Annotated in this window: 13 protein-coding genes; 2 read left to right on the forward strand and 11 right to left on the reverse strand. The window is 48.7% G+C overall.

The annotated features are described in order from the left end of the window. Positions 1-8 precede the first annotated feature (8 nt). On the reverse strand, positions 9-734 hold the full coding sequence (locus tag B5G33_RS13545; RefSeq protein ID WP_143276529.1) for a hypothetical protein: 726 nt from the start codon (positions 732-734) through the stop codon (positions 9-11). A 130-nt stretch (positions 735-864) separates the two neighbouring features. Between B5G33_RS13545 and B5G33_RS13550 the strand changes: the two genes are divergently transcribed. Continuing rightward, a complete protein-coding gene (locus B5G33_RS13550; RefSeq protein ID WP_087418022.1) occupies positions 865-1,167 on the forward strand; it encodes a helix-turn-helix domain-containing protein in 303 nt (100 codons plus the stop codon). Positions 1,168-1,201: 34 nt separating this feature from the next. Continuing rightward, on the forward strand, positions 1,202-1,528 hold the full coding sequence (locus B5G33_RS13555; RefSeq protein ID WP_087418023.1) for a helix-turn-helix domain-containing protein: 327 nt from the start codon (positions 1,202-1,204) through the stop codon (positions 1,526-1,528). A 198-nt stretch (positions 1,529-1,726) separates the two neighbouring features. On the opposite strand, the gene B5G33_RS13560 is transcribed toward B5G33_RS13555, so the two are convergent. From B5G33_RS13560 to B5G33_RS13605, 10 genes are all read right to left on the reverse strand, one after another. Next, positions 1,727-1,975: a hypothetical protein gene (locus B5G33_RS13560; protein WP_087418024.1), complete on the reverse strand. Its 249-nt coding sequence runs from the start codon at positions 1,973-1,975 to the stop codon at positions 1,727-1,729. Next, the gene (locus B5G33_RS13565; protein ID WP_204247394.1) at positions 1,972-2,667 is read right to left on the reverse strand and encodes a DUF3990 domain-containing protein; all 696 of its coding nucleotides are present in this window, start codon (positions 2,665-2,667) and stop codon (positions 1,972-1,974) included. The genes B5G33_RS13560 and B5G33_RS13565 overlap by 4 nt, the downstream gene beginning before the upstream one ends. A gap of 231 nt (positions 2,668-2,898) precedes the next feature. After that, complete coding sequence (locus tag B5G33_RS13570) at positions 2,899-3,558, reverse strand: tyrosine-type recombinase/integrase (RefSeq protein ID WP_087418026.1); 660 nt, start codon at positions 3,556-3,558, stop codon at positions 2,899-2,901. A gap of 163 nt (positions 3,559-3,721) precedes the next feature. Continuing rightward, positions 3,722-6,199 carry a hypothetical protein gene (locus B5G33_RS13575; RefSeq protein ID WP_087418027.1) on the reverse strand — a complete coding sequence of 826 codons (2,478 nt, stop codon included), beginning with the start codon at positions 6,197-6,199 and terminating at the stop codon, positions 3,722-3,724. Then, positions 6,148-8,340: a hypothetical protein gene (locus B5G33_RS13580; RefSeq protein ID WP_087418028.1), complete on the reverse strand. Its 2,193-nt coding sequence runs from the start codon at positions 8,338-8,340 to the stop codon at positions 6,148-6,150. Before B5G33_RS13580 ends, B5G33_RS13575 begins: the two co-directional genes overlap by 52 nt. 53 nt (positions 8,341-8,393) lie before the next feature. Beyond that, positions 8,394-8,816: a hypothetical protein gene (locus B5G33_RS13585; RefSeq protein ID WP_143276530.1), complete on the reverse strand. Its 423-nt coding sequence runs from the start codon at positions 8,814-8,816 to the stop codon at positions 8,394-8,396. A gap of 16 nt (positions 8,817-8,832) precedes the next feature. Continuing rightward, positions 8,833-9,534, reverse strand: coding sequence for a hypothetical protein (locus B5G33_RS13590; RefSeq protein ID WP_087418030.1), 702 nt, complete (start codon positions 9,532-9,534; stop codon positions 8,833-8,835). 1 nt (position 9,535) lies between these two features. Continuing rightward, positions 9,536-11,773 carry a cobaltochelatase CobT-related protein gene (locus B5G33_RS13595; protein ID WP_087418031.1) on the reverse strand — a complete coding sequence of 746 codons (2,238 nt, stop codon included), beginning with the start codon at positions 11,771-11,773 and terminating at the stop codon, positions 9,536-9,538. Further along, on the reverse strand, positions 11,751-13,577 hold the full coding sequence (locus B5G33_RS13600; protein ID WP_087418032.1) for a hypothetical protein: 1,827 nt from the start codon (positions 13,575-13,577) through the stop codon (positions 11,751-11,753). The genes B5G33_RS13595 and B5G33_RS13600 overlap by 23 nt, the downstream gene beginning before the upstream one ends. A 349-nt stretch (positions 13,578-13,926) precedes the next feature. Then, on the reverse strand, positions 13,927-14,403 hold the full coding sequence (locus B5G33_RS13605) for a hypothetical protein (protein WP_087418033.1): 477 nt from the start codon (positions 14,401-14,403) through the stop codon (positions 13,927-13,929). Positions 14,404-14,405: the final 2 nt, after the last annotated feature.

Below are 14,405 nucleotides of genomic sequence, written 5' to 3' on the forward strand. Positions count from 1 at the left end.
GTCCCTCCTCAGCTGACTGTCGTTAACTCATAGCAGCCGCTCTCTTGATACAGGATCTCCACCTGACAACCGCCAAACCGGTAGTCCCCACCATTGACCACCGGATAGAATTTTCCCATTTCTCCGCTAAATAAAATCAGCTCCGGCAAAGGCGTATTTTCATTTATCTCCAGTATTTCACAGATACAATCATCACAAAACAGCGTCTTCATCCGCTGCACGCTTACGATCCCCCTTTTACTGTCAATCTCTGCGCGCTTGCTTTTTTGAGCAAAATCCGCCACAATTTGGATCCCCGTCTCGCTGATTTCATCGTATCCCCAGCTTACAGAAAGGCCATCCTGCTCCTCCTCTTCCGAAAAATCCAGCTGGTAGGCTGCTCCTGTATTCAGATCTAAGAGCATTGGAGACCCATGCTCTTCTGCCACACAATCATTCGCTGTGTTTGGGATGTAGTCAAGATATTCCGGCTTATTTTTCGCATAGTACTTTCCCAGCACCAGATCCTGCCGGATCTTTTCCGCTATTTCATTGTACTCTTCCTCTGTGGACTCCGCCAGATAAGCATAAATTGTATTCATTATTTTCTCCATGTCCTGTGCCTCCTCTTTTCTGCTTTTTATAATCGACATGCAGACGGTGATGATTGCCGTGAAAGCTGCCATCAGGCACCCCATAAATACATAGTAAGCGATCGATCTGCCTTCTTTCTTTGATATTCTTATTTGATCCATTTGTTTCTGTTCCTCCTCCATCTTTTCCCTCTTTACTCCAAATTTTAGTGGTATATTGCAAACTCATATTGACTATTATACTCCATAAATGAGCAGTATCATAGTATTAAAATATGGAAAGGAAGAAAGAATGGATGTACAAGAGCGACTGCGGGAATTAATGACGCAACGTAATTGGAGTGCCTATCGGCTGGCAAAGCAGGCCGGTCTCTCGGAGACCACCATCAGTAACCTGTTTAAGCGCGGACAACTGCCGACCATATATACTTTAGAACGGATCTGCGATGCGTTCGATATTACTTTATGTCAATTCTTCGCAGAAGAGAATGAGGCCGTAACATTAAACGATAAGGAGAAGGAAGTGCTGTCTCTTTGGGCGGCGCTCTCTGATAAAAATAAAGAGCTTATCTTATACATTATGAAACACATGTAACTGGCTGCAGACCGATCAACAGGAGGTATGCTTTTTGGAAGTCGTAGCACGCTTGCGTAATCTGCTTCAGGAACGCGGCTGGTCTGAATACCGTTTGGCAAAAGAAGCGGGACTTTCTCAGACCACCATTACAAATCTGTTTAAACGCAATAATCTTCCCACGCTGCCTACATTGGAGGCTATATGCAGGGCATTTGATATGACACTTGCCCAATTTTTTATGGAGGACGATTTTGTGGAACTTACTCCAGCGCAAAAAGACTTATTGAAAAAGTGGAACGCCCTTCACCCCGAGCAGAAACGCATCATACAGAAGCTTTTAAATGCAATTTATGAAGAAAATCAGGGAACGCCATCCTAATCCCAGAGGTGTTCCCTGATTTTTTATTCATGACAATAGAACGTTTACGCGGCTTGCTTTCCATTGTTAGTATACCGGTTCCTTATTCCTGATTCATAATAGACCTTTGCCATACATTATATTATAAGGAATATGGTTCAAAAAAAGGAACTCCCTCTGTTATAAGGAAGTTCCCTTTGAAACATAGTGTATAAAAATTTAGTTTGGCTGCAATTCTTTTTGCTCCTGTTCTTCATAGAACCTGTCCGCGATATATCCCGCCGACTCTGCCCAAAGCGTATTTTCGGTATTCTGCAGAGCCTGATAGGTCTGAGACTGGTAAAAGGCAAGGGTTGCATCTGGAAAGGAAAGATTGCTCCTTTCCTTGATGATGTCGATCACATCCCGGATCTGGATACACATATTCATAGTAATATCCTTTCCATTAAAATAATAGATGCCCTTCATATTTCTCTAACCTCCCTTCGAGATTCCAACATCAGATGCTCTACGGCAAAGGGTGTATGGAAAGACACCTGATTGTTGACTTTACTATAGCGAAGTCTTTCCACCGCTTCTCCGGCTTTTAAAATGCCTGACAAATATAACTGAATTGTCTCCATTGTATTGTCATCTGCAACTGGCCCCACTACCACATCATAAGAGTGCTGGATACCGCCTTTTGTGCGATTTTCTTTGATAAACTCCAGCCACTCCTGGTTCAGAGCAGCAAAATGCTTAATCTTTAAGTCATCTGTCTGTCGGAACAAGTAACGGTAAATGTATCTACCCCCTTTATGGGATCGAAGATAAAGCCGCCTGGCCCATTCTTCTGCCTGGCTTTCTAAGACTGTACAGTAAAATCCCCGACCAAAATCACGGCGATCATGGGATTTTGTCAGATCAATCTTCTCAAATGCAATATTGGAACCATGGTAAAGCACAAGCTCCGGCGCATTTTCAGCGATAATATCTTCTACATAATTAAGTGTCTCTTCCAAGTCAAGCTGATGAAGATATTCATGTTGAATTAGGATTTTTTCAAATACTTGGTGCTTATAAAATAGTTTGGCAGCTTCTGCCGTGGAAAGATTGTGCTTTCTAGCATATTGTTCAAGGGCCTGCACGGATAGTATTTCTACATCTGATTGAATACTCATTCTCATCATTGCCTCCATCTGCCTTTATTATATCAGAAATGCATCTACATTCCAATGGATTTATCTATGGAAAACTTTCATCTCCCAGTGTCCTAGCAGCAAGATCCTGTACGCCAAAGAAAGCGGAAATTTCTGTAAAGAAGCAGCCCTCCCCACACGGGAGGGCTTGACATCCTTATGCTGCGATTTGAAAAAATTTACCGGTCAAACCGCTGTTCATTTTTCTTTTCATCACAACCCGACATTTTTTCTTTTCCCCACGTATTTATACAGGATTTCTTTTGCAGTATCGACATTCACATGAAGCAGGCATACAAGTTTTTCGATCATTTCATCTTCCTCCCGTTTTTCCGCTGCGCGCGTACGGAATGTCAACCGTAAATCGCAACGTTTTATATCCATGCCGGAGCGCTGTATAGCCCTGTCTATCGTAAAAAGCATTATCTTAGAATCCATCGGCGTATCCTCCGCAACATTTTCCGCATGTTTCCACCAGTCACGGCCGACTACGCCCGGTTTTTTAGCCGGAAACAGATAAGGGCTCTTGTCTTTGCGCTGCTCTAAATAGGCACCCAGGATCTCCATCACCCGGCTGCTCAGTTGTACCCCGCGCGCTTCTCCAGTTTTTTGCCGCCGGAAAGTAAGCCGCCAAAAACGGTCAATGTCTGCCAACCGCACTTCTATCAAATCGAAATTGCCTATGCCTGTCCCTAAAATGACAGCGATCAGCGCTTTCTCCCTTTCATCTGTGATTGCGGATAATAGTTGGTGAATCTCGTCATCTGTCAGAACTCTTCCCCTCAAATCCCTTCGACTCCGATTCCCCATTCTGCCGATAAAATCGTTCTGTTTCATGCTGCCCTTTTTACTGATTAAGTCCGCTCTATTCATTGTACCCTCTCTTTCTTCTAGGCGTCTAAGTATTTTTATCTTAGCACTAGATTAATTATCAATCAATACAAGTTATTTCATTTCATTTTCTTTTTTCATCTTATAATCTGGATCCGCATTCTGTCACCCGCGAATGGCTCGTTCCTTTTGCACAGAGAATTTTCTACGCAGCGTCCGCCTCTGCTCTCCCAGGCAGGAGAAAAGCACCGCTCTCATAAGAGCCGGAACTGCTTACCGCTGCCATACCGCCCAAGCTGTCCAGGTACTGCTCCCCGTTTTTCGAAGCAGAGATATACACATAATAGTTTTTGCACTGGTATCTTGCAAACACGTCATATCTATCATAGTCTTTGCTGATAATCAGACGTGCGCCAAGCTCCCCGGCTTTTTCCTGCACCAGATGGTATACGCAGGATACTGCGTTTTCTTCCCTGCTTGTGCTAAGTCCGCTTATATAGGGACGTTCCAAAAACAGGATCAGATCTTCTTTTGCAGGAGCCGTGCCTTCCCGCTCCTCTTCCCGGGTCAAATCAGCAAACTCAACCTTCTTCTTTTTCATTGGTTTCCTATCGCTTGACCCTTTGGTTAAACGGAGCATAGCCCGGAATACAATTTTCCCATCCTCTTCCAGATAGATCACCTTTTTATTTGCGTCAAAGCAGGACAGCAGGCATTCCTTATACTCCCCATCCCGGTAAGAGAGGCAGGTTGCCCTCGGTATCTCCCCGATCTGCAGCAATGGGATAAAACGGTCCTCCTCCCACGCCCGGTATCTTCCCTCCTTCCTTGACCGGTTCTTTTTCCAAAGTTCTTCCGTCCTCTGACCGACTGGGTAAGAGATCTCTTTTTCCAAGTCTCCCCTGTAGTATTTGACCTTCTCAAATTCTCCCATCAGATGGGCTGTCAAAAGCCGGCGCACTTCTTCCAGTTTTTGTCCCATTCCCTGGCAGAATTCATAAACGATCTGCGCATCTCCCCAGGACACGAACTGATACACTGCCCTTTCATGCTGCTTTACAAATGCATCGGTGATCCCAAGATATTTCCTCAGCCATGCCCAGTTCAGATCTTCTTCAATCAGGTGCTCCTGCAGTTCTCCAAACGTTTTGTATTTTGGCAGCAGATCCTGGTTTCGGATCAGGTAAGCTGCCTGTCTGCCATTGACAAGATTCGGAATATAGCTTTTATACAATTCCCAATCCGTCAGCAGCTCTATGGCCGTATCGGTTTTCAGTTCCCTGATATGCCCCAGCTCGTTTCCCATCCATCCGGACAGTGGCTTTGCCGATAAGCGTGCCGCCAGCGCTTCCAGCTTCTCCTCATCCATTCTGGATGGGAGCGCTTCCCGCTTCAGCAGCTCCTTCAGCACCCGCAGACGGTCATCACTCCTTTCGTTCGTAAGCAAGCCATACAAGCGGAAATAAACGGGATCCCTGGTCGTCAGTGTCCGGAGTTCTTCAAAGGTATAGCTGGGACGTTTCAAGTACTGCCTGCACCTGTCATGGATGGTCGGCAGTCCTGCCGCGTCCCGCAGGTTCTTTTCATTCACCGTGTTTAAATTTAAGAACCTCCGATATACATACGGGTCAAGCAGCAAGGAAAAATATCCCAGTTTCCGGAACGCATCACTGTGCTCATTAATCAGATTTAAGAAATGCTTTTTACCGGAAAGGACTGCGTAAATCAATACCTGTGTCTGTCCGGTGCTCAATTCCTCTAAATGGATGTTGTCCAGCCTGATCTCATACAGAGTCAGCACATAAGCAGCCCGGCTTCCCAAAAGCTCTTCTTTTTCCTTCTTTCCCATATCCGGAAGCATCCTTGCCAGGCATTTCAGGTCATAGAGCAGTCTCTCGTTCTCCATCCAGCGTCTGATCAGCAACACCTGCTGTTCTTCCTCAAAGCAGGGAAGTACCTGTTCCAGCAGCGCCTGGATTTCCTCCGCCGCTTCCACGATCTGATGGAACTGGGTGTCCCATAACCTCTGTCTGGGGTCTATGCTGTATATTTTTTCCAGCAGGGGCAATACCCCCGGCCACGTCAGCATTTCCCATGTGCTTTCCTGGTTGAGCAGACCATCCAGCAGCCCGGTCACAAACAGGGGATGGCCGATCAGCTTACGCTCCTTTTGGGAGAGTTCGGAAAGCTTAATGCGGATTTCCCTTTGGAATTTTTCCAGTCCGGCAAGTACCCGCTCTTTTTCTTCACCCGCTAAATGCTCCGGCATGAAATAGTTCAGGTATGGATATTGAAGATCCGCCGAAATTGTTTCATCCACCAAAACCTCCCGGATGTCCCCATAGTCCAGCTTAGACAGACAATCTCCCCGTGCCCGGGAAAGCAGCCGGTCCATGCGCCAATACGTGTTTTTCCCTCCTTCCATCCGGATCTGTTTCAGGGAGCCAAGAAAATCCGGATCCTCCATCAGGTATCTTTTTCCCTCTTCTGACAGCTTCTGGATGCTCCCTGCCACCCCATAGTCTTCGATGGTGCCGCAGAGCTCCCGGCACCGGTCTTCCCCGTACTCCTCTACAAAGTGATACGGCAGAAACGATCCTTCCAGGCTGCTTACCGTCTGGATATGCTGCTTCACGCATGCACAGACTCTTTCTCGGATTCTTCCCTGCATTCCTTCTCGCATTCTTTCACCTCTGCCTTTCCTATGCACTGTTTTAATGTTTCCAAATCCATTTCCCCATACCTGTGCAGCTGTATAAGAAGCTTCATCAGCTCAGCCAGGTCTTCGTCATCGAATAGACAGATTCCCGTCTTTGCGTCCTTTAAATAGCCGGCTGCGATTTCAGCCGTTTCCTTCCTATAATAATAAGACACTGCAAGAAAATCGGAAATTCGTTTGAACAATCCTTGTTTGAGGCGGTTCTTTGCCACAACCTTTGTAAATTCCTTTTTTATTTTTTTTACTCTCTCCCATTTCTCTTTTCCTTTCTTTCTTCTGTTTTCCTCCTCCTCTTTCTGTCGAAGCGCGGTCTGCTCCGGTTCCGTAAGATAAAGCTCCCTGAGTCTGTGTTCCGTCTCCGCAGCCATTTTACTTTTTCTTAACGCAAAGTAGATTTCTCTGGCATCTTCCCATGGAAGCCAGGAGCGGGTCTCCTCATTCAGAAGGGTATCTCCCAGAAATTTCAGATACTTCTCTGTGTTATGCCGGAATTGATACTCCTCTATCCAGTAAAAAAGCTGCTGATGTTCCTGCTCTGTCAAAAACGGCCTGACAATATCAAGCTTTTCAGCGTCTGCATAGCAGTTCCGGTACCGGATCATAAAGCAGCTCTTTACTATCTCCCCGAAGGAAAACAGTTTGGGAATATCCACCACCCCAAGGCGCTCAACGTAAAGCTTCAGCACCTGGAACGCTTTGTGGGAGTGGATCTTCTTTGCATATTCCTGTAAATACCAGGCCATATTCTTCCATTTATTCTCAAATTCCCCGTCTTTTTCCTGGTATTCCTTCAAAAACGCTTCCATCAGCGCTTCTGCCGGCAGCGCGTCCAGGTCTGCCAGATGCCGGAATACCTGGCTTATCTTATACACACTCGTTTTCCAGAACTGTTCCGTATAATCCTTCCCCGTCAATTCCTGGTAACGCTTCAGCGCTCTGGCAAGCTTATCAGCCTCTTCCTCCGCCAGCAGGCTTTCGGTCACACATTCCTCATACTCCGTTTCCGGAAGCCAGGTATGCAGCCCATCCCACTTCGGATCTGTCAAATCAAAGATTTTCCACTGGGCAAACTTTGGTTTTCCGGAAATATACGGATACAGGGTTCGGAAAGCCTCCGGCGTTTTTACTTTTACCTGCCCTATCAGGGCATCCAGGATTCCCTGGTTTCCGTTTAGCTTAATCCGAAATTCCTTATAAGCCTCACACAAACAGCTGCACAATTCATATGCCTGCCGCGGATAAACTTTGTCCGATCCCAGAAAGCGCCGGCAGGTTTCCACCGCAATCTTCTCACCTGTGATAGACCCTGGAAAAATACTGTCCGGAAACCGGACCTCCCGGATCATCAGGCTGTTTAAGTACGACAGTTCTTCTACAGCATATCCATTCCCCGTCAGCTTTTTCAGTACCGTGTCCTGTTTCCCCAAGACATTTAAAAAAGGCAGGCGCAGCACATATTTCAGCACATCCATATCCTTTTTCCGGTAAACCCTCATCCGCTGATGAAAGCAGACCTGCCTTGCCAGCCACACATAAACCCCTGCATTCTCAAAAACAGATATATCCCGTTCGTTTCCGAGCAGGGCATTCAATTTTTGGCACACAGCCTGCCACAGCTGGTCATCCTCCGGAAGGATGGACAGGGCAAACAGGATCTCCCGCAGTTCCCTATATGGATACCCCAGGAGCCCCTCATAGGCTTCTTTCCTTTCGGTTCCATCCATCAGGCATTGGAACCCCAGCATAAAAAGTTTGTCCCCGTGAAGCTGGCGTTTTAATTTCCCAAGGAAGTTAGGCAGCTGGTTCCCTACAAACATACGCTCTTCCTGCAGACTTTTTGTCCGTGCCAGCGCAAGGGCGAGCGCCCGCTGCTGCCGCTCTGTCACCTCCATCCGTTCTCCCAGCCGTTCCAGCGCTTCGCCGGGGTAAGAAAGATGGTATGCTTCATCCATGCCCTTTTTCGGCTGATCTGTAAACAGATCTGACCGGTCATTCTCCGTCAGCAAGGTATAACGGTCTTCCTTTTTGCACGTTTCGTAGATCAAATATTTCATCTGACCGTAAAGGGGCACGTCGATCCACGCATCAAACAAGTTCCATTCCATAAGTTTCCTCCTGTTTTGGGAAGGGGCATGGAAAGCCCCTTCCGCTCACGCACTCATGCCGCCAGGCGTATTTCCTTTTCCCGGAATGCATAAAGCTCAACGGTGTAATCTTTATACAAATCCCGCTCCTTCTGGTACCTTAGCGCTTCCCGATAGGTCAAAAACTTCAGCGGGCGTCCGCCCTCCCGGTACAGCTTCCATCTCTGCTCCAGGGTTTCTGCCTCCACCAGGGTATAGCAGACATGGAAAAGCCGTACCTGCATACCAGCATATCCAAGGGTACGGTATACGGTCTGTTCCGCCTGCTTTCTTGTGGCAAAATACCTGGCGCCCCACAAAGGGCGGCAGCGAATTTTCCCTGCCTGCACCCCGGCATAATACCGGTGGGATTCCATCCCGATCACATAGCCGGTCTGCCATCCGAGAAACGTTCTTCCCCTCAGGAGCCATTCCTTCCCGCATTTTCTCTTCCTCATAGTTCCTCCTTCTTTCTCAGGCAGCGTCCTTTTTGGCATCCTTTGCCCCTGCTCCGGTTAAAATCAGTTTTTCCACCATCTGATACAGCTTCTGAAAATTCTGGGCATTCCTTCTGCGAAACAGAGAATCTTGCTCAAAGGCACAGATCACTGCGTTGGCGCGGGCAAAGAGCATAAAAACATCTTCGTCCTTCAGGCTTACCGAAACCGCTTTTTCTTTTCGGTAGGAATCCTTTTCACAGAACTGCCCGCCATTTCGGTTGTGGGCGATCCGTCCGGTCCCATTCTGGATCTCCACGCTCCAGGGCATCCTCCTTGCCCGTCCTGCGCTATCCGCGACATGGCGGCTGATGGAAAAGCAGGTCACAATCCCTTCCCCACTTCTCCTGTTTTCTCCCCGGAAAATTTTTTGCTGGAAGAAAGAAAATTCTTTCACGCCAAGCTGCATCTGCGCATACAGATACTTTACAAGCTCCGGAGCCAGATTGGCGTAAACGCTGACGCTGTTTTCCCGTTCCTTGTAGTCCACCATAACGGCCCGGATCAGGGAATACCCGCCCTCATCCTTACGCCCTTCCGCATGAATATGCCAGGGCATCAGACGAGATGCCGGGCGCATACAGTTATTTAATTCCAGGAGACTGGTATTCGTCTTATAAACCCCAATCTGCTTTGACGTTTCCTGTCCTTTTGTGTTCCCTCTTCTTTCGCCTTCCATCCTAATCCCTCCTGATATACTTCAGAACCTGTTTCATCAAAAGTACCGGCAGTTTTTCCAGGTCGGACAGATCCAGAAATGCTTCCTGATAGATTTCCCGGATTCTCTCTTTATCCGATCCGATCGCGCCTGCCAGAAATAAAACCCCCTTCCTTGACAGCTCCTTCTTTATATCCTTTAAATCCGCGACTGCCTTCTCTCCCCGATACTGGTTGGAGTTTGGCAGGCCATCGCTGATAAGGACCAGGAGCTTTTGCTTTTCGGGACGCCCCAAAAGCCGTTTTCCCATAAACCATAAGGCCACGCCGTCACGGTTCGCTCCATCCGGCCGCAGGGCGGCAATCCGGTACCGGTCGTTTTTATCCGGTATAAACTCCGCGCAACAATGCAGGTAAACGGTTTCCTCCTCCAGCGCCCTATGAAAGTATCCATCCGTGTGGTGTCCATACACCGCAATGGGGATTCCTGCCTTTTGGCAGAACTCATACAGACAGAGCGCTGCCAACTTGGACTGTTCCATCCGCTTGCCTGTCATAGACTCCGACAGATCCAGCAGTACAGCCAGGGCAAGGTCTGTCTTCTTTCCCCGGCGTTCTTTTCTGAATACCGCTCCCTGTGGATCCGCAATACTTCTCATATCCAGTTTCTTCCCCATGAAGAGGCGGCGTTCCGTCCTTGTCTTCTGATTTCGCAGAATTGGCAGCAGCGCTGCTCTTAACCGCTTCTGCGTCTCCCTTATCTTATCCTCATAGCTGGCAAGCTGCCTTTTTTCCGGTTCTGAAATCCAGCTGTTGCGGCATATTTCTTTTTTTATGCGCTTATGGCCAGGGTCAAATTCTGACGTTTCTATGGAAAGCAGATCCTGCAAAAGGCGATGCGACAGTTCCTGGTCCATCTCGTCTCTGACCTTCTCCTCTGCCATCTGCCATAGGAGTTCACGGAATGTTGTCTCCGCATCCACCTGCAGCATAACAGGGAACGCACCCTCCTTTTTCTCTTTTGGAACCGCTCCATTAGGTTCCTCGGATTGCTGCCATCCGGCGTCTCCCTTTTCGTCTGTTTCCCATGTGCCTGTCCATTCCACATTCTCCGGTGTTCTTTCAAAAACTGGCTCTTTGGGGTCCGTCTCCGAAAACTGCGGGATATGCGTCACCAAATGGATCAGATACTTCCGCATTGCCCCACTCATCTGCGGCTCGCTTTCTTCCTTTTTCGTCCCTTCCCCTTCGCGGCTTTTATTTCCGGAATCCTGTGCTCCTGTGCCGCTTTCCTGGTTTTCCGAGGTGCCGTCCGGCTGTTCATCCGCAGCTTCCCCCTCTCCGGGTTCTTCTGCTTCTTTCGTTGCTTCCCCTGGCTCCTTTGAACGTTTCGCGTGTTCCTCTTCCAGCTTTTGGATGATGTCATAGAGATATTTCCATATTTTCAGAAGGATCCGGTTGGCTGCCAGAAACCTTGCGCTGGGCGCTTCCTCCCGGACCGCCTTCTGGATGATCGGGGCAAGCTCCTTTATGGTACCCAGAAGCTCACTTTCCTCTCCATCCCAGTTATTGATGCGCCCGGACAAGGCATACTGGCCGCAAAGGTTCATCAAGACGGTGACCGCGTCCTCATTCTCCTGAAGCAGTTCACGCAAAGTCGGGATCTCTTCCACATTCCGGCTCCGGTTCATCAGGATTCCCCTTTTGATGCTCCCAGGAAACTTGGCGCACATCCGCTCCTCCACGTAGACGTCCTCCAGCAGATTATTCAAGTAGGATGCGACCTGCATCATGAGTCCTAAGGCATTTTTGTCTTTCTTTTCAAAGTATTCCCGCATTATCTTTAGGTCCTCTGCCTCCGCTTCCGTTTCTGCCCGGGGCGGATGGGGATACCAGATCCCTTTCCTGAAGCCTTTCAGGTATTTTCCCAGCAGGTCAAAATCCGAATACCGTTTATGCCCGCATTCATGGCCCAGGATCCCAATCAGGCTTACATTTTTCAAGGATAAGGTCGGGAAGCTATTCGTTACCTGGTTGCCAAGGTTGATCCAGACAGCCCTTCCGTCGCACCAGCCCAGCCGGTTATCTTTTGGATTTTTGTACAGCCGGACAATGGAGAGCTGGCCGCCGGTTAATTCCCTGGCTAAGGAGCGCAGCAGATGTTCATAGGACGGTTTCTGAAACACATCCTCTGGGCATATTTCATCCAGTTTCGCCGACACCCTAAACCGGTAACCGCTATTTTCTCTGTATCCCGTCATTTTTCTCCTCCTCGTAGGCGCAAAAATGCGGCATGACAAAGGTATCCATCAAGATTTTCCGGTCCTCGGCCAGCAAGGCTGCTTTACTGATCACGGTGTTTTTCACGGATTTTAAAAGGTCTCCCGTCGTCATATAGCTCCACACCCAGCTTTCCAGTTCCCGGTACCCGCAAATGCCTCCCTGCAGATCCTCGTTTTCCAAATATTCCCGGATTTTTTGCACCGTAGAGACCATGAATGGCAGGATCTCCTCATCGGAAAACCCGGTCCGCTCTACAACACGCTGCATCATTGCTCTTGCGGACAAATCCTCCCGATGCTGTACCAGGGACATTCTGGAAACCACAGAAGCATTGAACTCCTGGCAGCCGGCATAGGTCAGGTTCGTAGTCATGATAATGACCGCATTGGGATGGCGGATCAGTGTTTCCCCATTCATCAGGTCCGTGCAGGCGCCCTCGTCAAACAGGGAGTTCAGACGGACCAGCGTTCCCGGCTTTTCAATCGTGGCCGGCTCCTGGATTTCCAGGACACAGGGTTCCCGGCAGGCCTTTACGATCTCGGATTCTTTTAAAACAAAATCTTTTTCCGATTTCGCTTTATGGTACCCTTTTTGGTATGCTGTCTCCCAAAGCAGCCGATAAGCCTCCATTGCACCGATTCCTTCCCGCAAAGGCTCTCCTGCCTTTGCTAAAGCCATCGCCGGGTCAGCCACCAGCTCTTTCAGTGTTGGGAACGTGATCGTTCTGTCCATTTCCGGAGCTGAACGCATATTTGGCACCGTGCTTGCCAGCAGGGAAAGCTCATCTGTATCCGGCCCACAGGTAAATACATAGTATGGGAGGCCCAAAACCTGCGCGATGATCTTCACGTCCGTGGTCTTACCGACGCCGGCCGGCCCCGTCAGCATGAACAGCCTTGACGGCGTGTCCACGATCCGCTGAAGGATCTCCTCCACATCCTCACTCACCTGGTACGTTTCCGGAAGTGTCGGAATCTTATCCATGGAACCTGCCGCAACCTCCCATCCACAGTCATAGAGTTTCCTCATATCCGCAATGGTGCGGTTCCTCTTTCCCGGCTTGCTCACGGTAAGGTACTGGAAATTCCCCCAAATATAATCATCCGGGGCATACATCCCAATCCCGATCTTAAAATTTGACAGGAAATCCACGCCCGTTTCCGCACACAGCTGTGTCCGTTCCAGCGGAATCGCCTCTTCCGGCGGCGCAGTCAGCCTCCGGTAGAGATTGTCACAGCAAATATAGGCGGCGTGAAGCGCCTCCTTTGGTTCCTTCCATCCGTTTTCATACTGCCATTTCAGCAGTTCAAAGTTTTCCGCAAATTCCCCATCATAAAGGCCGGATGGGACCGTGCTTGCGTAGACAAGCAGCGCAAGGAATTCCTCCCCTGTGCTCTTTCCGCTCCCAATCGCCAGAAGCCGCTGTTTGGTATCTGCCTGAATCCTCTGGCCCAGAAACCTTCCGTTTGCGCGGTTGTAGATCAGCAGGATGGTCCCTTCCGGCTTTTCATATTCAAGCATGCAGTAATAGACCGGGTCATGCTTCTGCATCCCGCACGCCCCCAAAGCGTCTCCTTCCTGAATGGCTATCAGGCCCAGGATCGCGGAGAGTGTCGGCGGATGAAGCTTTGCTGACTTTCCCTGGCTCCTCTTATTATGGATAGAGCAATCCTTTTCCTGGCAGCTGATCCGCTTCTTTTTCTGCTTTGTAAGCAGCTCTTCAAAAGGCTGCGGCAGAGGCAGCTGCATCGTCCATGCGTCATAGAACCGAACCTCCGGCATCTTCCTCCTCCTTTTCTTTGTCCTGTCATTTTATCTGCCATATCCAAGGCGCCTTTGACATACATGACCCGTAAGGCCCGTTCTTCACAGCGGTTATGGGCTGTGAGCACCTGGTCAAATTTCAGCCAGGCATCCTTTCCAAGCGTCTTAATCAAAGGCTCCAACCCTGATACAGCGTCCCATAATTCCTTCTCACGTTTGCGAAACATACGGTCTTGTTTTAAATAGACGTCTTCCAACTCAGGATGTCTTTCATAATACGCATACAAGGCTTTTGGATTCAAAAATTTCGCACCTTCTTTCCCAACCCTGTAAAACTCTTCCCCGGCACAGGGCCGGGGAAACTCTTTTACGCGCACGCTTTCATATGGTTTTGGTAGCATTCCATGCAGGTATCAAATTCTGGGGATATTCCGAGTATTTGTTTGATTGCCATATACCGGAGCGCTTCCAGTTCGCTTGAAAAATACTGTGCTTCAAGCACTTCCCTGCACTGGTAGCAATAGCACACTGCGACGCCCCAGCTTTTTTCCTCTTGGGAATAGAACAACGTATCCGGCCGGACGCTTTTCCTTAAATCCGTTAACTCCATAGAATATAGAGGGCTGATTCTCTTCCAATACTCATATTTGAACATATCCCGGATGCGTCTCTCACGCTCCTGGTACTGGCGGAGTCTCCGCTCCGTTTCCCAAGCCCGGATTTCCAGCTCCTGATGCTCCCTTGCCTCTTCTTCTCTTTTCGTACGCTCCTGGTTCAGCATCCTTTTGCTATCCTGTAATTCCTTTGTGATCTGCTTCAGTTTCTTTTCCCAAATCAATCCCATCT

The organism is Blautia sp. An81 (genome assembly GCF_002161285.1).
In the GTDB taxonomy this organism is placed as follows: Bacteria; Bacillota; Clostridia; order Lachnospirales; family Lachnospiraceae; genus Blautia; species Blautia ornithocaccae.